This is a genomic window from Neobacillus phoenicis (assembly GCF_047302305.1).
Taxonomy (GTDB): Bacteria; Bacillota; Bacilli; order Bacillales; family Cytobacillaceae; genus Neobacillus.
Map to the genome: position 1 here is coordinate 3,793,594 of NZ_CP154847.1, position 25,280 is coordinate 3,818,873.

Genomic DNA, 25,280 nt, shown 5'->3' on the forward strand with positions numbered 1-25,280 from the left:
TTTTTTTAGTCAAGCTTACTATTTTAAGATGTGGTTACTAAGCGGCACTAGCTTAGATTCTTCAATCCCATCGACCACCAGACGTGCAATCTTCTTAGCACCAGCTACCTGGAAATGTGTATTATCCTTTACACCATTTGGATAGTTCCTATTCTCTCCAGCATCAAGCCAAAGAAATACATTCTTCGTTTTTTCTGGCCCAAGCTTTTGGAACAAGGTATTGCTTCCTTCAGTAAGGTCGATGACAGGTACATGTTCTTCTAACCCTAGCTCTTTCATCGCATTAGGATATTTACCGTGCGTATCGCTTAGTACGCCATCTTCTGTAAAATATCTTCGTTCAACTGGAGTCAGAAGGACTGGAATAGCCTGTTTTGCACGCGCACCGTCAATGTACTGTTTTAAGTACCTTTTGTAGGTGGAATACGGCTCTGTGTATCGAGTCGGATCCTTTATCTTTTCATCGTTATGGCCAAATTGGATAAAAAGGTAGTCTCCCTTTTCAATATGATTTAAGATCGAATCAAGTCGACCTTCATCTATAAAGCTTCTCGAGCTTCTACCAGGTGTAGCTTCATTATTTACAACAACTTGATCATCGAAGTATTTTTCCAATACCTGTCCCCACCCTGCCCTAGGTGCTAAAGAGCTTGAATAATCAGAAACAGTCGAATCTCCAGCTAGATAAACGGTTATTTGATTTTTGTGGATGTTTTCTTTTTTTGTAGATTTAGATTTAGCAAAATTGTTGCCAAAAACCAAGCTGGCAATTACAAATAACAATGAAAACAGCACCAAATTTCCCCTAAAATTTTTCTTCATGTTACTCCTCCTAGATGCTATATTCCTTATATTCTCCCCAATGAGTATGATTGGGGGATAAATTTGGTTGATTTACAAATAATAACAGAAAAATGATTAGATTGGTGATTAAAATGAAACAAATATTCATTTTCATTCTTTTATTTTTACTCGTAATAGCCCTTGCTATTTTAATGGATGTGCTTCAAGGACTTGATGTTTATGAAGCTTTAAGTGCCTTTTTAAAAATTGAGCAAAAGAGAACTGCGCCAGAATATGTTACAATTTTAATTTTTTTCCTCCCACTCATTATCTCAAAGTCTTACCATTACATAAAAAATAACAAGGATAACTAGCAAACTGTTCTCACTATTTTTAAATGACAATTGGTATTTTCAGTAACCAAGATTGTTACCCCTCTATCAAAAGACATTATGGGACACAGCAATTATTATGCATGTGCACCTTTAACTTTTTCTTTTATTAAGGCAATTACCAATATTAAAATAGGAATACCTATTTGCATAGGGAGATGCAAGTAGTATGGTACTACTTTTAGCCCTTCTTTAATGTGCTCAATATAACCATGTGCGATGATTAGGGAACTAATCAATAAAATAATCCCCATTGGATAAATTAATTTTTGGGGTTGTTTCAAATCAAACAAATTGGCAGTACCAATAATTGCGCAAAAGAAGAAAACGGTTATTTTTACAAAACCTAATATGACCATACTAATAATCACTAGAATATCTAGTCTCTGGATAAAATCAGCTATGTTAATGTAGCTTACAGCTGTAAGAATAGGAAAAGCAGAACGTTCCATAATATTTGAACCAACGATCGCGATATTTATAATAGTAAATAATGTTAAAACCAAACCACTAAAGACAATTGCTGTAATTCCAATTTTTTTGGCTGTTTCTTGTTTGTTTAAATGAGGCAGGAGCATCGTAAACGCAAGCATCTCACCGAATGGGAAAGTCATAGTAGTCGGAAATAATGTTTTAAAGATCGGGCGCCAACCATGTTCTAAAATAGGACGCAGATGATAGAACTTAATAATCCCACTTGCTATTTCAAAAGAGATAAGAAAAAGAACCATAAACACGATAATAAATAGGCAAAGCTCGGATATGCGAAAAAATACCTCCAGGCCCTTATAGGCAGCATACATGACACATAAAACCATAACGATACCAATTGCCAAATTTGAACTTTGCCGATATACTGAAATCACTAAAAGTTCTTCGAAATCACGTAATACCCGAGAACCAATGTAAATAAAATAAATCACATACAATAGTCCTACGAACCAGCCTAAATAACCACCGAGGATTTTTCGAAGGTAACCGGTTAGCGGCAATAAAGGATACATGGTATGAAGCTTAGTATAAATAGTATAAAGAAGGATGCCAAAGGCAATTCCAATGATAACTGTAATCCAGGCATCCTGTTTTGCTTCCCTTGCCAACCCTACGAGAATAGCACTTCCTAATTCAAATAAAAATATGACACTAAACAACTGAAACCCGTTAATTTTCACCTGTTCCATCTTGTATTTCAACTCCTGCTTTAATAGGGATAAGGTTTAATTCTCATACCTGTGCCCTCAATATCTATTTTGGCATGTACATTTATCTTTGCTCGTGAAAACAATTCGTTCCATTGCTGCCTGGATTTGTTCCATTTGTTAAGATGAGTATAGCGTAGGATTTCTCCAAATCCAAACACGTCACTTTTCATTTTTTGTGCAGCTACAATCCCTTCTTTAATTGCCTTTTCCAATTCACTTTCTGCTTCATGCTCATATTCTTTCATCACATCACGCTTACTTATATCCTTGTTACAAAGCAGCTCATTTATAAAACCTGACCCATTTGCGGTAACCGTGATAAGTACTTGATTATTCTTTATGTCTACTTTTGATTGACTTTTTAAGCGGTTCACCTTAATTGTGTTAAACCTTTTTTTATCACAGTGAATTCTCAAGTCGGTAACTTTTATCTTGTTGTGAATAATCTGAATTGACTTTGACCTTTTTCCATCTATCCAGCCTACAAGCTTTCCCTTTCTAAAAATAGCGGTCCCATTAAGAGTAGTGTATGTCTTTTCCATATCTTCGTAATTTGCTTTTGTAGTACCAGTTTTCTTACTTCCTTTTACACTAATACCATGTATCGCTGGTTCTGACCCGAAATTGGATAGGTTTTCAATGATTTCGTACATTTTTGTTTCTCCATATTCCCCTGTTTGTTCAGAGGCACTCTTCAATTTTCCTACGATGGAGCGCACTGCGACTTTATCGGTTGTTGGAAGTATATCCATTGTCATTTTTACACTTGAACCACGTGCAATAAGGACTGGGACATTCACACGGATTCCTGCATCTCGCTCAAAAAAATCAAATAGAAAGTTTAAACTTTCCTTTTTCGCCAATTGTTCGCCTAATATTACTAACTCAATGTGAGAAAAAATATTCTCCCGCGATAATATTCTTGAGTTGGCCTGTAAAGCTTCAGTAAGGGTTTTTCCAGTAGAAATGAAGCTGACAACAGGTGTACCCCCAGAACCCGTCCCTTGTGCAGCATTCTCACTTGGAACAATGGATTGGATAATAACCTTGTATAGTTCTTTATTTGGGATATAATCGATACCCATTCCAACAACAATAGCGAGCGTATTTAGTTCCTTGTAATTAGAGCACCCTGTGAGGGTAGCAAATAAGATTATGATTATAAAACATAATTTATTTTTCACAAGAATCACCCTCATTTATTTTCCTTATTCTTTCTTTATTATCTTTATTTGCAGGAGATGGTCTAGTTAAAATGCTTTGTATGGAAAAGCGGAATAAAACGTCCTTTTGCTCGTTAAGTCGAAACGGGGCGATAGGAGCAAGATAGGGAACCCCAAACGAGCGCAAACCACACATATGCATGCCAATGATAAGTGAAACAATTAAAAGTCCATACAACCCGGCATAAGAAGAAATAATGATAAACAGGAAACGGAGGATTCGTGCAGTGATTCCAATATTGTAATTTGGGAGTGCAAAGCTAGCAATTGCCGTTAGTGAAACAATAATGACCATTGCAGCTGAAACAAAACCTGCTTGCACAGCAGCTTGTCCGAGGATCAAAGCTCCTACGATAGAAAGAGCTGGCCCAACCGCTCTTGGCATTCGTATACCCGCTTCCCTTAGAATTTCAAATGTGATCTCCATGATGAAAGCTTCGATTACAGCAGGAAATGGGACGGCCTCCCTTTGTGCCGCGATACTGACTAGTAAAACGGTCGGCATCAGTGCCTGATGTTGAGAAATCATGGCCACATATAAACCAGGTGCATAAAGAGCAAGGAAGAAGGCCGCTAGGCGCAAAAACCGTAACATGCTGCCGATATATTGATTCTGGTAATAATCTTCTGGAGATTGGAAAAATTGAGTAAAAATTGCAGGGACAATTAGAACGTATGGAGTACCGCTAATAAATATGGCAACGCGACCTTCAAGTAAATTCCCCACCACCACATCTGGACGTTCTGTATTTTGTACAGTAGGGAATGGTGTATGCTGTTTGTCTTGGATAAAGCTTTCTATATAGGCTGATTCGAGAATCCCATCTATTTTGATTTTTTCAAGACGCTGCCTGACTTCACTAACAATGGATTCATCCGCAATGCTTTTGATATACATAATTTCAACAGCCGTCTGCGTTACTTCTCCAATTTTCATCGATTCAAGACGTAAATTGGGACTTTGAATACGACCTCGGACCATTGAAGTGTTAGTACGTAGATTTTCTGTAAAACCGTCTTTCGGTCCCCTTATGACCGTCTGTGTTGACGGTTCCGTGATCCCGCGTGATTGAAATTCTTTTGTATCAAGTATAAGAGCATTAGTATCACCGTCAATTAAAATGATTGTGTTTCCAGAGATGATTGATGTAAGGATGTCCCCAATAATGTTTTTAACTTTAATATTTGAGATGGAGATAGTTTGTTCCAACTCATCCCTTAATAATTCAAAGTCCAGTTTGTCTTTATAGGATAAGAGAGGTTCTATTATATGTTCATTAATATCTTGTGTATTTGAAATCCCGTCAATATGAATGACACCAAATACAGGAACCTCTTTATGCTTAATTAATCGAACTATTAAGTCTGAAGCTTGACCTAACTCTTCTTTTATTCGAGCAACATTTTCATTAAGATCCTTATATAAATGGTCGTTGGAGGATATCGAGGCTTCTACCTTTTTATGCTTTTTTAGTCGAGCTTTTTTCCACATAGATCCTCTTCCTCCACTTCCCTTAAGTTCTTTATATATTTCCCAAATAACACTAATTTATGTAATTTGTGCCCTACAAAAATAAACCTGCCCCTCAAAAGAAGAGACAGGTTTATTTAGATTATTATTTTAATTACTGAATCCCTAAATCTTTTTTGATATCAACCAATGTTTTACCCTTGTATTGCTTTTCCGCTTTTGGAGCATGATCAACTGTCGGATTTTTCATTAAGAAATTCTTTTCTACAAAAGCAAAGTCTCTCGCATCGACAGTTCCGTCAAAGTTAATATCTGAACTGTGTTTGTTTGTACCCCAATCATTTTGGATTGCGAGTGCGTCCATGATATCGATGACATCATCTTTATTAACGTCTCCAGCTGCTGCATCGTCAACTGTTTCTGTACCTACTCTCTTCGAATATCCATACATCACGCCATCTATTGTAATATAAGCATCTGTAAATTTACCGTAGGTTGTGAAGTGACCAGGAATGTCTTGGATAACTGTAAATTCATCTTTAGTAACCGGTAATCCCGTAATATAAAATTGTCCTCTCGTATCCATTGACCCTGTGTAGATATTTCCTTCGCTATCTTGGGTGGTTACATTGGAACCGATTTTTGTAAAGTCTGTCTTTATCAAAGTTCCATCTGGATTTGAGAAAGCTTCAGGATGAATATAACTAATGACAGAAGAGAAAGCAGTCAAAATACTAATAGGCGTGATATACGTAAATGGTTTCTTTACCGTATTGTCTACACTTGTAAATGTCGAATTTACAAAATTGAAGCTAGAATAACCATTTACATCTTTCATTTCTGGGATTTTAATCGTCACATCCACCATTGGGATATCACCCGTTACCTCCGATGATCCATCAAATGTCACCTTTACATCTGTCTTGATGGATGTGCTATTTGGATTGGTTGAGGTGACGTTTAACTGTCCACCTAGATTCTTTGCAGCAGGATTCAACGCAATGTTGACTATATTTGTGTCCACTGGCTTCGTTGTAAAGTTATAAACTGCTTCTTTCAATTTGTTCATATTATTAGCAGTAAGCGTAATTGTGACCGTATCTCCGATTTTTGTATAAGCACGGTTTAATCTCGTCTTAATATTCGGTTGGCCGTACACATACGGAGTACCTTCTTTTACAAAGAAATATTGTTTATTACCATATGAGTTTCTTGCTTGGTCAACGCCTTCAAAACGAAGATTTAACACTTCTAAATTTGGAGCCATAGCGATTTCGTCACTCATTTTTCCATTTTCATCTAATGGAAGCAAGCCGCTTACCCAAGGGCTATTATAAAAATATCCAATAATATTTTGAGATTGATTAGCCTTTATGCCAGCTTCATTCATGACATCGACACCTTTGTCCTGGATGGAAGCGTGCATTCCTACTGTTTGTTGATCCGCCTTATACTCAATAAATGGATTACCTTCTTTTTCTCCATCTACTTGAACATCAAATTTAGAAGGCATTGTATTATCAACAATCAAATCTTGTTCATTGATAAACGTTTTACCCTCGTCATTATATCCAATGAACTTCAGCTTGTAATGGCCTTCTTTAGCTAAAGCTGCTGTTGAGCTGATCGGATTATTATCATCGTTGGTAAATGGATAATATGCCCCCATAAAGGCTGCAATAGCGTATGGTGTATTCTCATCACGTGAAATGGAATCGAATGTACCTAATAATCCTAAATCTTCACCTGTGTTTGCATCTGTGAGTACTACATCAACGTATCTCATGTGCGACTTTAAGTTGATAGTAGCCCAAACATATGGATAGAAAAATGGATTCGCTAAATTATTTCGATCAGTGGTCATGGATTGACGATCAAGTTTAACTTCTTGAAACCCTTCTTCCACATAGTGGGTGCCAAATGGAATTTGATACGTTTCTGATAGATCATCATGATTTGTATACACGATATACCCTTCATAAATGCCTTTTTCAGCTGTTGCTGGAATCAAAAGAGATACGTTTCTAGTAACATGGCTGTTTGCTGGCACTTTAAAGGATTGATCTGTATTTACTACCACTCCATTCTTCGCTGCATCCTGTGATCCTCTTACGCCAGATTGGAATTTTACACTTACATCAAAGTTTTTTTCTTCTGTTCCCTTGTTTTCAATCGTCACTTCACGAGAATCTTTACTATCTTTTCCGCTCCAAACGACATTTCCGAAGCTGATTGCCCCCGTATCTTCCTTCAATTGTTTTTCTCTTCCATTAGTAATCGTAGGTGTTTTATCCTTTACTTTGATTTCAATCGAAGAGTGGATGGCTTCATAAATACTTCAATTCTTATGTTAATTAACGATCTAATAGATTACTATGGGGGTTATTAAATAGGACTTTAAGCCTGTTATCAATTAATATGGATCTACAAATATATAAATTTAATGAGTTTCTTGCAAGTTTTAGTCGAAAAAAGACGAGTGCAATATAATGATTTGGGGTTTTTTTAAGAAACATAGGAAAAAACCTCCTTAACTGTAATGGAGTTGCCCATCAGTAAGAAGGTTTAATAGTTTTTATGTCCAACGATTTACACTAATGTTATGTTCTTGGGTAATGTAACTGATTGAAGAATTTCTAACTCTGTTAATCTCTGATACGCATAAGATGACCCAGTTAAAAGGTTATTATCCAAGTATGCTGGGTGACACATTACCTCAACAGTCAAACCATCATTAACACGGTCTTTCAGCTTTGCAAAATAATCAGGTGTTACACCATCATTATAAAAATCAAACAAAGCTAAGTCTGAGAAGGAGTCCACTCCATCAATAGATCCGCTTCCATTCTTCCTTACAGGGAGCCCATATTTAATAGATAGTTTTTTTACCACAGGAACCAATTCTTCTAAGGTGTGAACGTGGTGATGACTATCGAGATGGGTTGGTTTAAGGCCCGAATCGATAAGTCGATCGATCTGAGCAGTCCATTCTCTTTCCAGTTCCTGTAATGAAATATCATTTGGAATTAAAGTAGTACAAGACTTAAAATACCCAGTCTCATCAACCAATGATGGTACCTTATTCACTAGTGGTTTCCCACAGGTAAGTACAAGATGAATTCCAACCCGCAATTCCGGATATTTTTTAGCCAATTGAATGGCATGTTCGGTCCCATCCATATTCATCATCATGGTTGTAAAATTGACAATTCCATACAAATAGCTGTCAATTATTCCATAGTTAACTCCCTTGCTTAAGCCAAAATCATCTGCGTTAACAATTAATTTAATCATTTATTCTACTATATAGCTCAACTATTTCTGCTGCCATATCTTTCACTGTCATTGCATTCATTAAATGATCTTGTGCATGAACCATTAAAAGTGACATTTCCGTTTTTTCTCCCCTTATCTCCCCTTGAATGAGTGATGTTTGGATATGATGTGCCTCATTTAATGAATTTTCGGCTTCCATTAATTTTTTTCGTGCACTTGCAAAATCTCCTTGTTTGGCTGACTGCATGGCTTCCATGGCAGCACTCCGACCGTTGCCGCCATGCAAGATAATTTGAAAGATTACTTGCTCTATATTCTCCATTCTCTCTTCCCTCTTTTTTGATTATTAATGAAACTGCTGTAGGTAGTCCTTATGGGCCACAAGCATTTCATCTAAAATGACTTTTGCCACACGGTCGCTTGGTACGAGAGGATTAATTGTCAGTGCAAGTAATGCTTTATCATAATCCCCACTAATGGCCGCTTCAATGGCTACCCTTTCAAAGGATTTCATTTGTTGAACAAGTCCGCGGATTTGAATTGGTAATTCCCCCACTGCAATTGGCTTCGGTCCATCCTTTGTTATCATACAACTGAGTTCTACAGCAGAATCATATGGGAGACTTGTAATAGCACCCTTGTTTAATGTATTAACAGCCTGTATGTCGCGTTTATCTGTATACATCGAGTGGATTAACCTTACAGCTGCATCACTATAATAGGCACCACCTCTTTTCTCTAATTGGGGCGGCTTAATAGCTAACTGTGGGTTTTTATATAACTCAAACAGCTCTTCTTCCAGCTTTTTGACAACCTCTGCCCGAATGGTGCCTTCTCTATAATTTTTCAATTCTTTTTCCAGCATATCTCCAGATTTATAATAGTAGTTGTGATAAGGGCACGGAAAAACATCTAACGCCTTCAAAAACTCAGGCTCCCAGCCCAACGAATGAATATTTTGCATGGTTATATTTTTTTCAGGGTCATTTATCAATGAAATCACTTGATCCTTAACGGATTCCCCATCAACAAACACATCTAATCCGTACACCATGTGGTTTAATCCAGCAAAATCAATTCTGACTCTGCTATGTTCCACTCCTAATAATTTTGCCACGCCCATTTCCATTCCAATAGGTACATTACACAATCCTACTACTCTATTAATATTGCTGTAACGCAGTACTGCCTCCGTAATCATACCAGCTGGATTGGTAAAGTTAATAAGCCATGCATTCGGACAAAGTTCCTCCATTTCCCGGCAAATATCTAGAATAACAGGTATGGTTCGAAGTGCTTTAAATAAACCGCCTGGCCCATTCGTCTCCTGCCCTAATACACCATGCTTTAACGGGATACTCTCATCCTTTTTACGTGCGTCCAGCAGACCCACACGAAATTGAGTGGTTACGAAATCCGCAGATTTTAATGCTTCTTTTCGGTCTAAGGTTAAATATATTTTTAGAGGTACCCCTGCTTTTTCCACCATTCTTTTTGCGAGGTTACCCACTATTTCAAGCTTTTCTCTTCCTTCTTCTACGTCCACCAACCATAATTCACGCACGGGTAATTCGTGATAATATTTGATAAATCCTTCTATTAACTCAGGGGTATAGCTCGAGCCACCACCTATGGTAACGATCTTTAAACCATCATTCATTTTTTACACCTCTGATTGAAATTTCATTTAGACATTTAGCGTATCAGTAGGTTTGGATGATACCTCACCCATTTCTCTCCTCGCATCCATTCGTCCTTGAGCAATGACAAAAGGAAGGTAAATAACGATAGAAATACATAAATTCACTGCCGCTAATATTGCACCAGAAATATGCCCACCAGTTGCAAGTAAACCTCCAACGATTGCAGGGGTCACCCAAGGAATATCAGCAACGACTGGATGTACTAAACCTAAGCTTATTGATGTATACGCTACAATTGTCATGATGATTGGTCCCAGTATAAATGGAATGAACCAAATTGGATTCAATACAATCGGCAATCCAAAAAGAATAGGTTCATTAATTTGGAAAATCCCTGGGGGAGTCCCTAACGCAATGAGCTGTTTATTACGTTTTCGCCCTGCGATAATCATTGCTACTATTAAACCTAAAGTGGCACCAGACCCACCAAGATACACAAATGCATCTAAGAAAGAACCAGATAGGATATGGTATTTGCTTAAATCATGAACACCTTGTGCATACATATTTACATTTTCTTGACCTAGTTTCGTCATTAATGGAGTGGTAATTCCTCCAAGTATATTAGGCCCGTGAAGACCAAGAATCCAAAAACCATGTACCAGGGATACTATTAAAATAGCAAACCACATTGAATCGACCGCCCCAGTAAGCGGGGATACAAGAACTTTATTGATCCAGTCGTTTAAATAAGCTCCATCACTAATAAATTTACGTAAAATAAGTCCAAATAATCCAACAGTAAAAATGGTTGCCATCCCCGGAAGCAGCTTGGCAAATGAACGAGCAACCGCTGGTGGAACTCCATCAGGCAATTTAATGACTAGATACTTTATTTTTGCTAAACGAACAAAAATTTCAGTGGCTACAATTGCAACAATGATACCGGTAAATAGCGCGGTCGCATTGAAATAATTCCAGCCAATAAAACCCCACACCCCACCTGAAACGGCCTCTCCACCTTCAGGAGTAATCGAGACATTAGCCACTTGTGGTATCAGTACAAAAAAGGAAGCACCCGCAACCAACATTGCTTCAAAACCATCATCTCCGTAAGACTTAGCCAGCTTATGAGCAATTCCGAAAACAGCAAATATCGTCATGAAGGCAAGCGTTCCCCACCAGATATCTCCACCTAACGTTTTCCATGTCTCACCGAAAATGGAGACCATGAGTTTTTCATAATATTTTCCGATACCGGGTACGGAACCTAAGTTATTTAAAAGCACAGCTAACGAACCAATCATCGTGATGGCAATCATGCCGACTAAAGCATCACGAATAGCAAGAAGATGCCTGTTGTTACCAAGCTTATTTGCGAAAGGCATAATAAATTTATCGATAAAATTCATCATGTTTCCTACTCCCCTTTTATTAAATTAATTGCCTGCCTTAATACTTCCTCTCCGTTGCATAGACCATAATGTCTAGGATTAATAGTATCTACCGGCACACCATGCTTTTCTCCTTCTTTTTTTAGCTGTGTTAGTAAATATCGTACTTGCGGACCAAGCAGCAGGACGTCTGCTTTGTTAATCTCGTTATATATCTCCGTTGATCCTACTGCCCAAATTTCACAATCAATCTCTTGTGATTTTGCACTAGCTTCCATTTTAGAAACCAATAGACTTGTAGACATACCTGCGGAACAGCATAATAAGATTTTCATAAATACCCCCTAAAAAGAAAGCGATTTCAAAATAAAACGGAAAAAGAATTCAATATCCATCTTGATACTTCCTCTGGATTGTAGGCCTAGGATTGTCTTTCCTCCTTTCTATAGAAGTAAGCATGGATCCTATTACGATGTATAGTACAAAGATTGTTACACTTATTGTAATGACAATTCAGAATATTTACAATACAATTTTTATTAATTTGTTATTATTTTTGTAATTTGTAATAACAAATTATAAAAATTGTATTTTTCAGGGTACAAATATTATCTATTTTTTGGTAATCTATAAATAATGAGGGGGAATACCAATATGGTAGAAGAAGCGAGAGATGGAAGTGCTCTGCACCTTAAGGTAAAAGATGCAATCATTCAATTAATTAATGATGGAGAATATAAACCGAACTCACAACTGCCGACTGAGGCTGAATTTTGTGAAAAATATAGCGTTAGCAGAACCACTGTCAGAACTGCTTTACAACAATTAACAACGGAAGGGTATGTTTATCGTAAACGAGGAAGTGGAACCTTTGTGTCTGCTAACAAAGTAAAACAAATATTAACCACGACTGTCGATCACTTTTCAAGTCAAATTTCCATGCAGGGAAAGAAGCCTTTAATCAAAGTAATCAAATTGGAAGTGATTCCTGCAGACGAGTTTTTATGCGAGCAATTAAAACTCCAAGAGGGCGAGCCTGTGAATATGCTTGAGAGAATCCGTTTTGTTAATGATGAACCGATTCAGTTTGAGACAGCTTATTTGCCGTGGTATAAAACACCTGCACTTAATAAACAAGGCTGTGAAAAGTCTTTATATAGCCAATTAGAAACTCAATTTAGGTTAAAAATAAATAGGACGATTGAAACTTTAGAATTATTTATAGCTGATCAGGAGGCTGCAGAAAAGCTGAACATCGAGGTTGGAGACCCCTGCTTTTCACTTGATACTCTAGCTCATCTTCATGATGAGTCAATCATTGAATACTCACGTACCATTTATCGCGGAGATTTGGCCCACTTTGTCATTGAAAGAAATTACTAGGTTTTAAAAATATTCGACTCCAATAGAGGATGTTGGCTCAAAGGGTTCAGCCCCCATGAGCCAACACTCCAACACTCAGAAAGAAAAAAACCTGCCGCAGCAGGTCTTAAACTTTTTTTACAGTTGCAATGTGTGGCAGGTTTCGATAATGCTCTGCAAAGTCAATTCCATATCCGATAACAAATTTATCAGGAATAACAAACCCTACATAATCTGCTTTTAAATCGACTTTTCGGCGCTCAGGTTTATCAAGTAAGGTACAGATCTTCATGGATTTCGGTTTATGAAGCTGGAAATGCTCTTTTAAAAAACTTAATGTTAGCCCAGAATCAATAATATCCTCGACAAGCACTACATTTTTTCCTGTTATGTTCACATCTATATCTTTTAACAAGCGAACTTTTCCCGTAGTCTCCGTTTGATTTCCGTAACTTGAAGCCGCCACGAAATCAACGGTCACTTTTCCTTTCAGCTCTCTAATTAAATCTCCAGCAAATACAAATGCACCTTTTAATACAACAATGAACACAATTGATTCATCTTGGAAATCCTGCATCATGGTAGCGCCCAATTCTTTCACTTTTTGCTTCAGTTGTTCTTCTGATATTAAAATACTATCGATTTCGTATCCCATAATCTCACCTTTCAATCTTGTAAAGAATCCACAATGACTCTATTCTATACAATTTGTTGTCATTTAGCATCTATGTAATAGTGAGATATTTAATTGAATTCTCCAAAATAGCTAAACGGATCAATTTCACTTTTACTTCTTTACTAAGTGAGAGCCATTCAGATTTATCGATTCTCAATTGATATCCCTCCATTTATTATTCTTGCTTTCTAATACACATTATTCATCCATATTAGTAGTTCAGGGAAGTTTATAGTTTTTTCTGTTTTGTGGCACTTGTCGCTTTGACAAGTTACCTCATTCTCGCTTTATCCGCCTTCACGGGCACTGGTTCCACCAACTAGTTACCGCCCCTTTCACACTTTCTAAAAATCATTTGATTTCTTGTTATATTAATCTTCTTCCCATTTATTTGATAGTTCTAACCTCTTTTTCATTTCCATTTTTCTACATAATCTGCGACATACAAAAAAGCCTTGGCAAATTCCAAGGCTAATCGTTTTTTTAATGATCACGGTTAACAATATAGTTCAATAAATGCTTTAGAAAAGTTGTTTTGCGTGGTACCATATTCAAAGCTTCTATGGCGAGACAGTAATGCTGCCACATCTCTTTTCTAGCACCTTCCTGCCCGAGAATCGATACAAACGTTGAACTGTTATTATCAGCATCTATTCCGACAGATTTTCCGAGTAAGGTGGTATCCCCCTCAACATCAAGCAGGTCATCCTTAATCTGAAAAGCAATCCCGGCATGATAAGCAAATTGCTTCAGAGTTTCCATTTCAAAATCATTTGCTTGTGCAAGAATAGCAGGCATAATTAAAGATGCTTCGAAGGCAATTCCCGTTTTATAAAAGCACATTTTATTCAATTGTTCGAGTGTTAGTTCCTTTCCTTTAGAACCAAGATCCATCGCCTGTCCCTTACACATGACTTCCGTTACTTGAGTCGAATATTGAATTAATTTAAGCACTGTTTTCGAATCAAACTGATCAAGAGATGCTTGTTCCTCAATCGCCTTTTGAGTCAAAAAAAGGCCAGTTAATTCCGCTGTAGCAATATTATATTGTTGATGGAGAGTTGCACGCCCTCTACGGAGAGAAGCATTGTCCTGCGATGGTAAATCATCAAAAATTAGTGATGCGGTGTGCATGTATTCCAGCGATCTCAGTAATGGTACAATGGCAGACTGATCTAATCCATACTCGTTAACCCCCATGACCCAGGTCATAATGGGCCTCAGTCGCTTTCCATCTCCTTCGAGACTATAATTTGCTGCATCAACGATTGTTTCATTAATATGGGAGGAATTATCGGGTTTTTGGATTTTCAAGATGCCATTGATCTGATTTCGAACTGTTTCAACAATATCTATAAATTCATCCTGTTCTTTCAGTTGGTTCTTAATGGTGGTAATAATCTGATCACGAAGAAGTTTATCAAAGAAATCTACATCATCCGCTCTTCGAACCATCGTTTGGATGACACGATTGAATTCTGGACTTGCAGAAGCAAATAATTTCATCACTTCAGAATATTTTTCCATCCCTATTCTTGCTTTGAATCGTTTGAGTCCATTAATTGCTCGATCGAGAATGACCTCACAGGTCAGTAAATCCGAGTCATATACGTTATGGATTAAATGGCTAATCACCGCCCAGTATAACTCAAACGGATTTATTAAATCTGGTCGCAACTCATGATAAGTCAAATAATAGGTATACGGAGTTACTGCCCCTTCCTTCATGTCATCAAACATATCGGCAAAATCATCTGCCAATTGGTTGTAAATACCATAAAAGAAAGCTCTGTTGTCAAAACCTTCATCTTCAGAAGCACTGATGACTGATCGAACAATTAAGCGGGATGAAGAGGATTTTAAAATAACTGGTATATATATGTCTTCATTTGTGTAGCTAGGATTAGACAGATCTTTTTTTCGATCCACTTCCTGTGAGTGAAAAAACACATAGGATTGTTCAAAGAATATGTTCAATGTTTCAGAATGCTGATAAGCTTTAATATACTCATAGGCCTCTTGGAGTTCAGCATGGATAAATTGAATTAGTTTCAAGTTATCACCGCTCCAACTACCCAATTCTGGAACAAATCCTGTGATAAGTGTGGTCCGTATCAAACCTGTATATTGTTGTTTCTCCTGAGTAGACAAGACATTAGAATCTAGAAGATCATCAATAAAAGGATAGGTCAAACCATAAGAGTATCCGAGTCTAATCGCTTCATTTAGTTTCGCCGTACGTTCAATTGGTGATAGGGTATTGTCCAGCTCTTCTATCACGTGCATCAATACTCCAGCAATGATTTTGATTAGCTTTCGCTGGGCATGTTCCGCGTCCATCCCCTCCGGAATATTGGAGGCTACAGTCTTTAGTTTGTCCATCAGCCAGATGAAAGTAGATTCAATTCCTTCCTTCTGTGCCCACCTGTACAATCCTGCCATGCTGATTAATTCCGATTTGTTTCCTTGATCAGAGCCTGTTAGATGCTCCTTCAAACTGTCTACGACATGTCGGATTCTATTCTGTGTGTCTGGTGATTGGAGAGATTTCCCTAAATCCCTCATATAAATATAAGAAATACTTCGGTGTAGATACGAATCTAATTTCCCTGTTACATCCATCCAGCGAATATAATTGGAATAATCTTTGGTATTGGGTTTATTTTTTCGAGTTCCCAATAACGATAACAATGGATGTCTCACATGGTTCTGTTTCCACACTTGAAAATCATTCGTTAAGGTTGGTATATAGGATCTTTTAATTACCTTGTCATAAAGCGTCTGAAAATAGTGAGCCGCTCTTTGCTCCGCCTGTTGATAGCATTCATCGACATTCTTTGTGTTTTTCACATTAATACTATTCATACATTACCTCTACTTAATAGTGTCAGATACAGGACATCAATGAACATGCATTTTTTTATCACTAACAAAATATTATTATGTATAATCGATCGCTAACAACTTTATTACCTACATTTTCACTTCTACTACTATTTTACTAGATTTGACAAAATGAGCCAATAGAAAGTAGGGTCATCATGTACTTCAAAAGAGAACTTTATACGATTACTCCTGGAAGGAAACTTGAGTTTAACCATTTCTTTGATAATTTCTTAAAGGCTAATCAGCTAAAAAACGGGGCAATTCTTGTAGGCTGTTGGAATACAGAGGTGGAGAATGAGGTTTTAGTCATATGGCAATATCCAAGCTACGTTGACTATTTGAACATTCAAAAGAGAGTCAAAAAAGATGTACTTTATCAACAAACACACGACCAACTATTAAAATTAGGACAGCTTTATTTAGACTTTCATCAAGATACTTTAACTTCAACTGAGGGCCACCAAGCCCCAAAACAAACTGTGACTGTAAGCGGATATATTACAAATGAAAAGGAAGAAACATTACTGGTTAAGACCTTTTGGCGAGCAGATACCTGGGAACTTCCTGGTGGCGGAGTTGATAGTGGAGAAACATTAGATCTTGCACTATGTAGAGAAATTTTCGAAGAAACTGGAATCACGGTTAAGTTACTTGGCGTCACCGGGGTTTATTCAAATGGCAGCACGGTTTCCATCGTTTTCCATGGTAAAAGTACAGGAGGAGTTTTACAAACATCAGAAGAAACACAAGATGTTCGCTTTGTGAATCTTGATTCATCCAATGTTCATCAATATATAAAACGAGGAAAGTTTATTCCAAGAGTCCTAGATGCCATGAAGGGGCACTCCATACCATTTGAAGCGTTTAAGGTTCGTCCCTATGAACTAATGAAGAGGTTAGAAGGAACTGCTAAACAAAAATATTAGTTTCTCTATCAATTATAAAAGAAGAGCCACTGTGTAGCACATGACTCTTCTTTTTCAATAATATTAATCGTTAATTTACCATTTTCTCAAACCCAGTAGTTTCTCTCCTAATTCACTAAGTGCTGCTCGATCATATTTGACTTGTTCCCAATTGCGTGGATCTCCAGGGAATGCGAATCCTTCTGGCTTGATTCTTTCACTCCAAGATTGAACTCTTGTTTCTCTTAAGCCCTCATTATTTTCTTGTGCTGGAAACATAGATATATATTGTGCCAATCGTGCCTTTTCAGAATAATTAGGGCGAATACCATGAGGCTGCATACTATTAAAGATGAGTAAATCTCCAGCTTTTGTCACCACTTTTGTTGGAGTAAATCCTGTGGTGTCTGGCTTAAAAGGATCTCTATCGGCAGGCTGTGTTTTTACCCAATCATCAAAAGTGCTATAAAGTTCAGGAATACACTGGAATCCGCCCATATCTACATCCGTATCGACCAGGGATAGGACCCCTTGTACATTAACCGGGATTGGATTTAAGGAAGTATCTACATCCCAATGAATGAACCCTTTATATTCATGGCCTGGTTTCATTGGTAGGTTCAAATTACAGCGGTCAATACTTACCCATAGCTTTTCAGTGCCCCAAATATCTACAAAAGCATTGTAGATCTTCTCATACATACGGTTATCCCATAAATACTGATGATTATATAATTCAACCATACCAGTGTTCATCAGCTCTTTCATTGCCATTTCACGGCGGGGAGCTGTGTACCATGTGGAGGAATCATTAGGGTCCTTTTCTTCAAATTCCCAAATTAACTTTACTAAACGATCAATATGGTCTTGCGGTATGGCGTTACGAACAATGACATAACCGTTTTCCTTCCAGAACTTCCAATCTTCTTCACTTAATACTCTTAATGGTTCGTTATTTTTGCGTTCATTTAATGGAATCTCAATTTCAAGAATGTTATTTAGCTTTTCCGTTTTCATATAAAGCTCCTCCTTTATTCCTTTCCCTCTTTTTTAAGGGTAGGTTATCTGATTAGTTAGAATATTACTATCACTATAGTGTTAATACAATTAACTATCGTGCTGAAGTTAAAATAAAACTACACTATCTTGCTGTTGTATAATTAATTTAATTAAGTCAGGTGGAGGAAATATAATGAAAAGTTTCAACGAGGTATATGTCAATAATCCATTAAAAATTAACAAACCTCCAGTCCTTGTATATTCCGGGCAGGTTGGAGGAAATCCGAATTGGAATTTTCCGAGTCATAAACATGATGATTTAAGTGAAATTATTTATATTTGCGAGGGAGAAGGAACCTTTATTATTAATAATAAAAGTTATACTGCAAGAGAAGGAGATATTCTCATCTACAATTCACGGATCATTCATGAAGAATACTCGAATCCAACAAACCCGCTCAAGACCTTTTTTTGCGGCATATCAAACCTTGATATTGATCAGTTGAAAAAACTTGAAATTATCCCTTCAAATGTGGAACCAGTGATCCGTAAAAATGAATATTCAAAGCAAATCGGTACCTATTTATCACAAATATTTGAAGAATCGTCCTTGCAAGCAGCAGGCTATGAAATTATTTGCCAAGGCCTATTAATCTCATCCATCGCTTTAATTCACAGATCTATTACTTTACAAAATAATAAAAATGAAACAAAAGAATCCAAAACACTTGCCCACCGCATAAAAGAATTTATAGATAAGAATTATAAAAAAAATATAAAGCTTGAAGACATTGCCGATGAATTATTTATCAATAAATATTACCTATCTCATGTTTTCAAGGAACAAATGCAAATTTCCCCAATTAATTACTTAATTAATCGGAGAATGGGAGAAGCAAAGAACTTATTGGTATCTACGGAGTTAAAAATCGGAGAAATAGCTAGAATTCTTGGTTACGACAACCCAAACTACTTTACACTATTATTTAAAAAAACCACTGGTGAAACACCTAAACAATTTAAGGAAAGCCATAAAAAAAATCTATTTTATCACAATAATTAATACTAATAAAAAGAGGAGAACCATTAATCAAAATAGTTCTCCTCTTTCATTTATTAAAGGAAAAGCTTAGATTTTTTAATGTATAAATTCTTGCCGTAATAAGGAATAAATCATCGTAGTTATTTTGTACGTATTCATCGATAATGCTCATCCCTTGACGAAACTGGTTAAGCAAGTAATAGGTGTACTTCCCGTCCCAGTCGAACTGATTGATTCTAATTAGTTCATCCGCAATAATTTGAAACTTATACTCCTCTGTTAGAAGCTTGATTTGATACAATTTATCACCTTGCACGCTGAAATTATTTTTATTTTCATGTTTCTGCTTAATAAACTTTATAAAGCTATTGATATTTTCAGCAAGAAGAATTGCTTTATTCCTCTCGTGTATCATCTCTTCCTCTCCTCCCTGAAAACTAGACCTGTATGAAAAGTGTATGTCTTGAACCGTTTTTCTAACACTCTATGTCTATCTAAAATAATCTAGACTAGTGTAATAACCCTTGCCATTTTCTATTATTTTCATATTTTATAGTAGGTCCTATTGGAAAGGGGGGAATGTCAGGATGGATTTAACCTATGAGCATGCACAACAATTAAAGCTAGTTGGAAAAATGGTTCGTTTTCGCAATGCGAATGGCGAATGGGTTGTAGGTAAAGTTACAAAAATACAGCAAGATGGACTAGAAATTGAGGAATTTGGTAATCGCAGCTCCAGTGAGGGCTATGGATTTGGTTTCTTTGGCCCTGCACGTTTTTTTGGATGCCCTTGCTTTGTACCTTTTGTAAATGTATCGCTTTTCAGTTTCTTTTTCTTTTAATTGGATGAGATTTAATAATTGTTTAATAGGTTTCATTTTGGAGTTCACAGGGAATGTATAGGTTAGAAACATTGATCCACTGTTTAACATCCAAAATAGGAGTGATATGTATGGACAAGCAATTAAACGAGCAAACAATTGAAAATCAGATTTACAAAAACGGAGATTCCTTAACAAGCTTTGATGATTTCAGGGAATTTCTTAGCGGGAAGGTTCAATTAGGTGAAAGACTAGGAATGGACGAAGAACAATTAGCCAACTCTGCACAAAAAGTTGCTGATTACCTAGCTGCAAAAGAATCACCAAAGAATTCCGAGGAGAGATTATTACAAGAGCTATGGAAGGTTGGTACAGAGGAAGAGCAGCATAAACTGTCACATATGCTTGTCCGTTTAGTTCAAAAAAAATAGGAAAAAAGAGTTCTAGATAAAGATTGGCTTGGTTTGCTAATAAACCAAGCCTGTTTTTATGCCGATACAATTAAAGCACCAACAAATATTGAATATGATTTGGTAAGATTGGAGTAATGGCCATTATATGATAACCGATGCTTAGCAATTGCGATAAAGTTTCTGCACAATTGGTCCGTGGAGGCTCGATTGGTGCGTGAAAACTTTTATAAAGATTTATGAACTGATTATCCGTTGTACAATGAAGTAATAAAACATGTCTACCAGTCCATGGCTGACCGATTATTGGTTGTGGATGGAGTTCCCTCATATTGAACACCCTCATTAATTGATACAATAGACTATGAGAAACCACTCGTCCATTGTTCTTGAGGATTTAATTATGATTGAATCTTCTTTATGATCCCTTGATAATTGTCTTCACTAATAATTCCTAACCATTTACACAGGTAGGAATTTAGAATAATTCTCTTCTTGGCTCTTCCAGATATATACATATGAACAACTCCGCTTTTTCTACATTATATTCTATATATTCAAAAAAGTTTCCTTCATCCAAAAAAATTAATTTAATCAAACAAAAGGACAAAAGAAGATAGCTCCTCATCTGAAGGAAACATTTTCTCGCAGGACAAGCATAAGATTGAATAACAATCATTTGCTGAAGGGAATGCTCATCGTGACTACTAGCAAATCCAGGTTATCTGCTTCAATGTACGCGACCATGTCAATCAGTTTTTGGGGAGTTTCATTCGTTTCCACCAAGGCAGTATTAGGAAAGCTTGACCCTTATTCGTTACTTGTCTTACGTTTTGGAATTGGTGCATTATTTTTGCTGCTCCTGTTACTTGTGCTACGGATCCGGATGTTTATTTCTTTAAAACATTTGCCACATTTAATGATACTCGGCATCCTTGGGGTATTTGTACATCAGGTGCTTCAAGCAACTGCCTTGTTAACGATTCACGCTTCTTCAGCTGGATGGCTCATATCTTTTTCACCTATTTTTACAGTCATTCTTTCACTTCTCTTTTTACATGAAAAAATAAATTTCACTAAGCTTGCAGGGATGGTCCTTGCCATTACTGGTGTGCTACTTGTTACGACGACAAGAAGCGGGCATTCCTTCCAAATAGCTATGAATATCGGCTTTTTTCTCATGATGCTGAGCACGCTAAATTGGGCAGTATATTCGGTGCTATTAAGAAGCTTAAAGCTGCCTTATTCTCCTCTTTTGGTGACTTTTTATATGAGTTTACTAGGCTTAATTCTTACAACACCTTTTATTATTAGGAACAGAGGATGGGAATCACTTTCGCTTTTGACCCATACGGAATGGGCTCATTTGTTGTTTCTAGGTATTTTTGTCTCTGGCATTGCCTATTGGTATTGGGGAAAGGCACTTGAAGTGCTGGAAGCTTCGAAGGTATCCATGTTTTTATATTTAGAGCCAATTACCACCTTAATTGCAGCGGTATTGCTTTTACAGGAGAAAATTTTACTCATAAGTGTTGCTGGAGGAATCATAATTATTATTGGAGTCATTATTGTTAACGGACATCTGGTGCCTATGTTGTTCAATTTCTTTAAGAAAAAACGACTATAGGAGGAGAAGAACTTCATGACTATGACATATAGGATTAAGAATGTTTTAGATCCTTTAAAAAAACCATCAAAGGACGAATTAAAAGAGGCTTTATTAAAACTTGATATCAAAATCGATGAACTTGCTAGCTTACCAGAACCATCAAAGGGTAAACCGTACAATCGAAGGCTTCTTTTTAAAAATGACGAGGTTGAATTGCTTGTAATGAACTGGTCGCAATTAGAGTGTGCCCCACATGATCACGGCCATTCCCATGGGTGGATTCAAGTCCTTTCCGGTACTTCGCTTAATTCGGTTTATGAGGTAAAAGGAAATGGCTTGCCTACCGAATTGTTTCATCAATACCACCATCAAGGAAAATACTTTTATGCATCGAAGAAAGCTATTCATAAAATGCAAGCTTCCCATAATACTGATTTAGTCACTCTCCATTTATATTCCCCTCCCATCACCGGAATGATTGTCTATGACTTACAAAAATGTGCGGCCTGTGTGGTATCCGATGATTGCGGAGCATGGTGGCCTGATGAGCAATATCAGAGGGTGAAAGAGATACAGCTTAGAAGGGATGTTGTTATTGAAGATTAAGAATCTGGTAAAAGGTCCCTCTACAATTATTGTAGAGGGACACTTACTATATAAATCTATTGTAAATTAATTATTGGGCCATTCACTTGCTGATAAGGGAAATATTGTAGCTGAAACTGCTCGGTCATTGGCAATTCATAGGCAAGTGTGCCCGTGACACTATTGCCAGGATCTAGTTCACCTGATGAAAGTGTTGTGTCAATATCAATCATCAAGAATGGCTGCATATACATGTTCCCTTTGCTATCCGTAACATTGAAGAAATGGGGTGCAAACCGTACCTTCTCTTTTCCCGTATTTTTCAGTTCAATTGTAATGATGAAAAATTCATTTCCTGCCTTAGGTTTTTCTTCAGGGGTTCCTTTTGATTTTTCTACCTTTGTTACGGTTAGTGTCGAATCTGTCAGTTTAATTTCTTCCCCTACTGCATGTGGTTTCTGTTTCACTGGGGGTGAAGTTTCTTGTGCTAGTGGCGAAGTGGAAACAACTGGCTTAGTGGATGTAGATTTCTTTTTGGCACTAGCCGCCTCTGGAATTTTGGCCTTACCACCTGGTTCATAAACAGTCACTACACATATAAAAATAACAACTATCCCCCATATTAAGCCTTTACGGTTTAAGAACTTTTTCCTCGATTCCTTACCAACAACCTCCGAAAATTCATGTGGTTGTTGTTCTTGTTTCACAAATTCAAAAAGATGCTTTTCTGGGTGAATGGGTGAAGAAATAAATGCCTCTCTCTTTTTCTTATTCAGGACAAGCGTTCCATTCATCTGTTCTTCCAATTCTTTTCTCATCATGTTCACAATTAAGATAACAACGAAAAATCCTAAAATTGGGGCAAAGATCATCCATGGTGCTCTCATAAAGTCATGAAAATTCTGGCCAATTAACCCAGCCCACTCATTGGTTAAAGAAGCTGCCTTCGGTGGTTCTTCATACCCAAACGTTCCTCCAATTGTCTGACCGCCAAGAAAAAACGAAAAAATACCTAAATGCATCGTGATTTGGAGGGCGCTTAATAACTGCTGGAAGGTAAATAAAACCCCATAAGAGCGAAAATAGGGCATCAAATGTCTTCGTATCACATGAAATTTACTTGCCCCCATCAAATAAGAACTTTTTACAAAGGATGTTCTAACCAATTCATCCGTAATCTCTGAAGCAAAAATAGTAACCGACGGGAACCCAAGGAAGACTAACATTAAAATCTGATATGTAACAGCCGAGGACATGGGACTTTCAAACGATCCATGCACTGGCAACATTAATACAATACCTAAGAATATGGTAGGAATATATCTAAAAATAACGAAAAAATCCTTAAAATACTTTTTCAAGTAAGGAGCATAAATAGATAAGAAAACACCCATTGCCCCTCCAAATAGGACTCTTAAGAAAGCAACAACAAGTGCGGTAACCAAAGTGTATTTTGCGCCATACAACATAAGCAGGTTCATATCCTGCCCGTTACGGTCCGTTCCCATGATATGTTCGAATGACGGTGGAAACGGAGCTCTTCCAAGAACATTGCCTTCTTCATCTGAAACTAAAATTCGCTTATTAAAATCCATTGGTCCATAAAGAGGATATAAATAACTAGCTAGAAAAAGAAGAAGGAGGAGTACTATTCCAATAGTTGTTTTTTTATACTTCCTCATAAACTAACACTCTCCTTCCCTTTAAAAAACGTTAGAACAAAAATGCTTATAGCTTCTATGATCAAAAGAGGCAATGTAAACAGTAGTAGACAAATTACCAGTAATAAAAACTCTCCCATTCCCATTGCGATGGGAAAAGTTTTCGTGAAACCATTTATGTTAAACATGAACTCCAAAAGATAAAGATTGGAGAGAATAATCCAAATGCTTGTTCTCAACTGAATGATTAAAAGTGGGAAGATGTTACGAATCATATGTACAATTACAATCCTACTTCTCCTAATTCCTTTTGCCTTAAGGTATAAAACATAGTCCCTAGAATCTTCCCCCTCTATGGCCTTAATTAGAAATTGCATAAAAAACAGGGTTGGGAGGAAAGCGATTGTTACGATGGGCACAAAATAGGGCTTGTGGCCAAAGATTCCATATAGCTGCAAAAATTTTAGTCCAGTAGTTTTATAGAGAGTAATGACGAAAAACATAAATAGAAAAATAATGAGCAAATCAGGAACGGACTCAAAAAAATCAATCACTTTCTTAAACATGTTTCCTATTTTTTTGGGTGCCATTTGGACCATAATCGCTCCTAGCATGCCAACGATGATAACCACCAATATGGAAGCAAATACAATGGTCATCGAATAACGATAGCTTTCAGCCATATGCATTTGTTCAAACAAGTCACTAACTTGAGGATTGTTGATTTGAGTCAATTTTTGAATATTAACCTCAACAAATTTCCAAAACAGTTCAAGGTTAATCGTTAGTGTTTTCCCTATTCCAATTAAAGTAGGTAATGCAAATACAAAAAGGATTCCTGAAACCATGAGAAATACCCTAAGGGGCAAATCCAAATATTTATTCATTTTTTACCTCACTCACATTTATATTGTCCGATATAGATAACGAACCCTCTAAA

Annotated in this window: 25 protein-coding genes and 1 pseudogene; 9 read left to right on the forward strand and 17 right to left on the reverse strand. The window is 36.9% G+C overall.

Going from position 1 to position 25,280, the window contains the following annotated elements:
• Nucleotides 1–18: 18 nt before the first annotated feature.
• Nucleotides 19–822, reverse strand: a complete 804-nt coding sequence (locus tag AA0X95_RS19575; RefSeq protein WP_413300793.1) for a rhamnogalacturonan acetylesterase — start codon at nt 820–822, stop codon at nt 19–21.
• 113 nt (nt 823–935) lie between these two features.
• Here AA0X95_RS19575 and AA0X95_RS19580 point away from each other — a divergent pair, with 113 nt between their 5' ends.
• Nucleotides 936–1,157: a hypothetical protein gene (locus AA0X95_RS19580; protein WP_413300795.1), complete on the forward strand. Its 222-nt coding sequence runs from the start codon at nt 936–938 to the stop codon at nt 1,155–1,157.
• Between the two features lie 95 nt (nt 1,158–1,252).
• Here AA0X95_RS19580 and AA0X95_RS19585 read toward each other — a convergent pair whose 3' ends face one another.
• The 9 genes from AA0X95_RS19585 to AA0X95_RS19625 form a co-directional block, all read right to left on the reverse strand.
• Nucleotides 1,253–2,356, reverse strand: a complete 1,104-nt coding sequence (locus AA0X95_RS19585; RefSeq protein ID WP_413300797.1) for a GerAB/ArcD/ProY family transporter — start codon at nt 2,354–2,356, stop codon at nt 1,253–1,255.
• A 20-nt stretch (nt 2,357–2,376) separates the two neighbouring features.
• Nucleotides 2,377–3,561, reverse strand: a complete 1,185-nt coding sequence (locus AA0X95_RS19590; protein WP_413300799.1) for a Ger(x)C family spore germination protein — start codon at nt 3,559–3,561, stop codon at nt 2,377–2,379.
• On the reverse strand, nt 3,551–5,092 hold the full coding sequence (locus AA0X95_RS19595) for a spore germination protein (protein WP_413300801.1): 1,542 nt from the start codon (nt 5,090–5,092) through the stop codon (nt 3,551–3,553). Before AA0X95_RS19595 ends, AA0X95_RS19590 begins: the two co-directional genes overlap by 11 nt.
• 133 nt (nt 5,093–5,225) lie before the next feature.
• Nucleotides 5,226–7,325 carry a dockerin type I domain-containing protein gene (locus tag AA0X95_RS19600; RefSeq protein ID WP_413300803.1) on the reverse strand — a complete coding sequence of 700 codons (2,100 nt, stop codon included), beginning with the start codon at nt 7,323–7,325 and terminating at the stop codon, nt 5,226–5,228.
• A gap of 335 nt (nt 7,326–7,660) precedes the next feature.
• Nucleotides 7,661–8,365 (reverse strand): chitin disaccharide deacetylase, encoded by a 705-nt coding sequence (gene chbG, locus AA0X95_RS19605; RefSeq protein ID WP_413300805.1) that lies wholly within the window; start codon nt 8,363–8,365, stop codon nt 7,661–7,663.
• A complete protein-coding gene (locus tag AA0X95_RS19610) occupies nt 8,358–8,669 on the reverse strand; it encodes a PTS lactose/cellobiose transporter subunit IIA (protein ID WP_413300807.1) in 312 nt (103 codons plus the stop codon). Before AA0X95_RS19610 ends, chbG begins: the two co-directional genes overlap by 8 nt.
• Nucleotides 8,670–8,693: 24 nt before the next feature.
• Nucleotides 8,694–10,007 carry a 6-phospho-beta-glucosidase gene (locus AA0X95_RS19615; RefSeq protein ID WP_413300809.1) on the reverse strand — a complete coding sequence of 438 codons (1,314 nt, stop codon included), beginning with the start codon at nt 10,005–10,007 and terminating at the stop codon, nt 8,694–8,696.
• Nucleotides 10,008–10,034: 27 nt separating this feature from the next.
• Entirely contained in the window at nt 10,035–11,405 is a 1,371-nt protein-coding gene (locus AA0X95_RS19620; RefSeq protein WP_413300811.1) for a PTS sugar transporter subunit IIC, read from the reverse strand.
• A gap of 5 nt (nt 11,406–11,410) precedes the next feature.
• Complete coding sequence (locus AA0X95_RS19625) at nt 11,411–11,719, reverse strand: PTS sugar transporter subunit IIB (protein WP_413300813.1); 309 nt, start codon at nt 11,717–11,719, stop codon at nt 11,411–11,413.
• A gap of 319 nt (nt 11,720–12,038) precedes the next feature.
• Between AA0X95_RS19625 and AA0X95_RS19630 the strand changes: the two genes are divergently transcribed.
• The gene (locus AA0X95_RS19630) at nt 12,039–12,767 is read left to right on the forward strand and encodes a GntR family transcriptional regulator (protein WP_413300815.1); all 729 of its coding nucleotides are present in this window, start codon (nt 12,039–12,041) and stop codon (nt 12,765–12,767) included.
• Nucleotides 12,768–12,873: 106 nt separating this feature from the next.
• Here AA0X95_RS19630 and hpt read toward each other — a convergent pair whose 3' ends face one another.
• Both hpt and AA0X95_RS19640 read right to left on the reverse strand, forming a co-directional pair.
• On the reverse strand, nt 12,874–13,401 hold the full coding sequence (gene hpt / locus AA0X95_RS19635) for a hypoxanthine phosphoribosyltransferase (RefSeq protein WP_413300817.1): 528 nt from the start codon (nt 13,399–13,401) through the stop codon (nt 12,874–12,876).
• 504 nt (nt 13,402–13,905) lie between these two features.
• Nucleotides 13,906–16,287 (reverse strand): polyprenyl synthetase family protein, encoded by a 2,382-nt coding sequence (locus tag AA0X95_RS19640; RefSeq protein WP_413300819.1) that lies wholly within the window; start codon nt 16,285–16,287, stop codon nt 13,906–13,908.
• Nucleotides 16,288–16,463: 176 nt separating this feature from the next.
• Between AA0X95_RS19640 and AA0X95_RS19645 the strand changes: the two are divergent.
• Both AA0X95_RS19645 and AA0X95_RS19650 read left to right on the forward strand, forming a co-directional pair.
• Nucleotides 16,464–16,691 (forward strand): annotated as a pseudogene (locus AA0X95_RS19645) (NIPSNAP family protein); the annotation flags it as partial.
• A 96-nt stretch (nt 16,692–16,787) separates the two neighbouring features.
• Nucleotides 16,788–17,234: an NUDIX hydrolase gene (locus AA0X95_RS19650; protein WP_413310119.1), complete on the forward strand. Its 447-nt coding sequence runs from the start codon at nt 16,788–16,790 to the stop codon at nt 17,232–17,234.
• A gap of 75 nt (nt 17,235–17,309) precedes the next feature.
• Here AA0X95_RS19650 and AA0X95_RS19655 read toward each other — a convergent pair whose 3' ends face one another.
• On the reverse strand, nt 17,310–18,230 hold the full coding sequence (locus AA0X95_RS19655; protein ID WP_413300821.1) for a phytanoyl-CoA dioxygenase family protein: 921 nt from the start codon (nt 18,228–18,230) through the stop codon (nt 17,310–17,312).
• 175 nt (nt 18,231–18,405) lie between these two features.
• On the opposite strand from AA0X95_RS19655, the gene AA0X95_RS19660 reads away from it, so the two are divergent.
• Nucleotides 18,406–19,275, forward strand: a complete 870-nt coding sequence (locus tag AA0X95_RS19660) for an AraC family transcriptional regulator (protein WP_413300823.1) — start codon at nt 18,406–18,408, stop codon at nt 19,273–19,275.
• A gap of 46 nt (nt 19,276–19,321) precedes the next feature.
• On the opposite strand, the gene AA0X95_RS19665 is transcribed toward AA0X95_RS19660, so the two are convergent.
• Entirely contained in the window at nt 19,322–19,669 is a 348-nt protein-coding gene (locus AA0X95_RS19665) for a hypothetical protein (RefSeq protein ID WP_413300825.1), read from the reverse strand.
• Nucleotides 19,670–19,841: 172 nt separating this feature from the next.
• Here AA0X95_RS19665 and AA0X95_RS19670 point away from each other — a divergent pair, with 172 nt between their 5' ends.
• Together AA0X95_RS19670 and AA0X95_RS19675 are read left to right on the forward strand one after the other, a co-directional pair.
• Nucleotides 19,842–20,096 (forward strand): hypothetical protein, encoded by a 255-nt coding sequence (locus AA0X95_RS19670; protein ID WP_413300827.1) that lies wholly within the window; start codon nt 19,842–19,844, stop codon nt 20,094–20,096.
• A gap of 110 nt (nt 20,097–20,206) precedes the next feature.
• Nucleotides 20,207–20,506 (forward strand): DUF3243 domain-containing protein, encoded by a 300-nt coding sequence (locus tag AA0X95_RS19675; RefSeq protein WP_413300829.1) that lies wholly within the window; start codon nt 20,207–20,209, stop codon nt 20,504–20,506.
• 70 nt (nt 20,507–20,576) lie between these two features.
• Here the strand turns inward: AA0X95_RS19675 and AA0X95_RS19680 are convergent, their stop codons facing one another.
• The gene (locus AA0X95_RS19680; RefSeq protein WP_413300831.1) at nt 20,577–20,816 is read right to left on the reverse strand and encodes a hypothetical protein; all 240 of its coding nucleotides are present in this window, start codon (nt 20,814–20,816) and stop codon (nt 20,577–20,579) included.
• Between the two features lie 360 nt (nt 20,817–21,176).
• Here AA0X95_RS19680 and AA0X95_RS19685 point away from each other — a divergent pair, with 360 nt between their 5' ends.
• On the forward strand, nt 21,177–22,112 hold the full coding sequence (locus tag AA0X95_RS19685; protein ID WP_413310121.1) for a DMT family transporter: 936 nt from the start codon (nt 21,177–21,179) through the stop codon (nt 22,110–22,112).
• Nucleotides 22,113–22,127: 15 nt separating this feature from the next.
• Nucleotides 22,128–22,700, forward strand: a complete 573-nt coding sequence (locus AA0X95_RS19690) for a cysteine dioxygenase (protein ID WP_413300833.1) — start codon at nt 22,128–22,130, stop codon at nt 22,698–22,700.
• Nucleotides 22,701–22,756: 56 nt separating this feature from the next.
• On the opposite strand, the gene AA0X95_RS19695 is transcribed toward AA0X95_RS19690, so the two are convergent.
• Nucleotides 22,757–24,361 carry a DUF4352 domain-containing protein gene (locus AA0X95_RS19695; protein ID WP_413300835.1) on the reverse strand — a complete coding sequence of 535 codons (1,605 nt, stop codon included), beginning with the start codon at nt 24,359–24,361 and terminating at the stop codon, nt 22,757–22,759.
• The gene (locus tag AA0X95_RS19700; protein WP_413300837.1) at nt 24,358–25,227 is read right to left on the reverse strand and encodes an ABC transporter permease subunit; all 870 of its coding nucleotides are present in this window, start codon (nt 25,225–25,227) and stop codon (nt 24,358–24,360) included. Before AA0X95_RS19700 ends, AA0X95_RS19695 begins: the two co-directional genes overlap by 4 nt.
• Nucleotides 25,228–25,280: the final 53 nt, after the last annotated feature.

What these genes read in the sequence shown, in the direction of transcription:
- AA0X95_RS19685 (WP_413310121.1), top strand. Translation starts at nt 21,177, where the DNA reads ATGCTCATCGTGACTACTAGCAAATCCAGGTTATCTGCTTCAATGTAC.
- AA0X95_RS19690 (WP_413300833.1), top strand. Translation starts at nt 22,128, where the DNA reads ATGACTATGACATATAGGATTAAGAATGTTTTAGATCCTTTAAAAAAA.
- chbG (WP_413300805.1), bottom strand. Translation starts at nt 8,365, where the DNA reads ATGATTAAATTAATTGTTAACGCAGATGATTTTGGCTTAAGCAAGGGA.
- AA0X95_RS19640 (WP_413300819.1), bottom strand. Translation starts at nt 16,287, where the DNA reads ATGAATAGTATTAATGTGAAAAACACAAAGAATGTCGATGAATGCTAT.
- AA0X95_RS19610 (WP_413300807.1), bottom strand. Translation starts at nt 8,669, where the DNA reads ATGGAGAATATAGAGCAAGTAATCTTTCAAATTATCTTGCATGGCGGC.
- AA0X95_RS19595 (WP_413300801.1), bottom strand. Translation starts at nt 5,092, where the DNA reads ATGTGGAAAAAAGCTCGACTAAAAAAGCATAAAAAGGTAGAAGCCTCG.
- AA0X95_RS19695 (WP_413300835.1), bottom strand. Translation starts at nt 24,361, where the DNA reads ATGAGGAAGTATAAAAAAACAACTATTGGAATAGTACTCCTCCTTCTT.
- AA0X95_RS19660 (WP_413300823.1), top strand. Translation starts at nt 18,406, where the DNA reads ATGAAAAGTTTCAACGAGGTATATGTCAATAATCCATTAAAAATTAAC.
- hpt (WP_413300817.1), bottom strand. Translation starts at nt 13,401, where the DNA reads ATGGGATACGAAATCGATAGTATTTTAATATCAGAAGAACAACTGAAG.
- AA0X95_RS19580 (WP_413300795.1), top strand. Translation starts at nt 936, where the DNA reads ATGAAACAAATATTCATTTTCATTCTTTTATTTTTACTCGTAATAGCC.
- AA0X95_RS19575 (WP_413300793.1), bottom strand. Translation starts at nt 822, where the DNA reads ATGAAGAAAAATTTTAGGGGAAATTTGGTGCTGTTTTCATTGTTATTT.
- AA0X95_RS19615 (WP_413300809.1), bottom strand. Translation starts at nt 10,007, where the DNA reads ATGAATGATGGTTTAAAGATCGTTACCATAGGTGGTGGCTCGAGCTAT.
- AA0X95_RS19665 (WP_413300825.1), bottom strand. Translation starts at nt 19,669, where the DNA reads ATGATACACGAGAGGAATAAAGCAATTCTTCTTGCTGAAAATATCAAT.
- AA0X95_RS19655 (WP_413300821.1), bottom strand. Translation starts at nt 18,230, where the DNA reads ATGAAAACGGAAAAGCTAAATAACATTCTTGAAATTGAGATTCCATTA.
- AA0X95_RS19620 (WP_413300811.1), bottom strand. Translation starts at nt 11,405, where the DNA reads ATGATGAATTTTATCGATAAATTTATTATGCCTTTCGCAAATAAGCTT.
- AA0X95_RS19585 (WP_413300797.1), bottom strand. Translation starts at nt 2,356, where the DNA reads ATGGAACAGGTGAAAATTAACGGGTTTCAGTTGTTTAGTGTCATATTT.
- AA0X95_RS19700 (WP_413300837.1), bottom strand. Translation starts at nt 25,227, where the DNA reads ATGAATAAATATTTGGATTTGCCCCTTAGGGTATTTCTCATGGTTTCA.
- AA0X95_RS19670 (WP_413300827.1), top strand. Translation starts at nt 19,842, where the DNA reads ATGGATTTAACCTATGAGCATGCACAACAATTAAAGCTAGTTGGAAAA.
- AA0X95_RS19675 (WP_413300829.1), top strand. Translation starts at nt 20,207, where the DNA reads ATGGACAAGCAATTAAACGAGCAAACAATTGAAAATCAGATTTACAAA.
- AA0X95_RS19625 (WP_413300813.1), bottom strand. Translation starts at nt 11,719, where the DNA reads ATGAAAATCTTATTATGCTGTTCCGCAGGTATGTCTACAAGTCTATTG.
- AA0X95_RS19680 (WP_413300831.1), bottom strand. Translation starts at nt 20,816, where the DNA reads ATGAGGGAACTCCATCCACAACCAATAATCGGTCAGCCATGGACTGGT.
- AA0X95_RS19630 (WP_413300815.1), top strand. Translation starts at nt 12,039, where the DNA reads ATGGTAGAAGAAGCGAGAGATGGAAGTGCTCTGCACCTTAAGGTAAAA.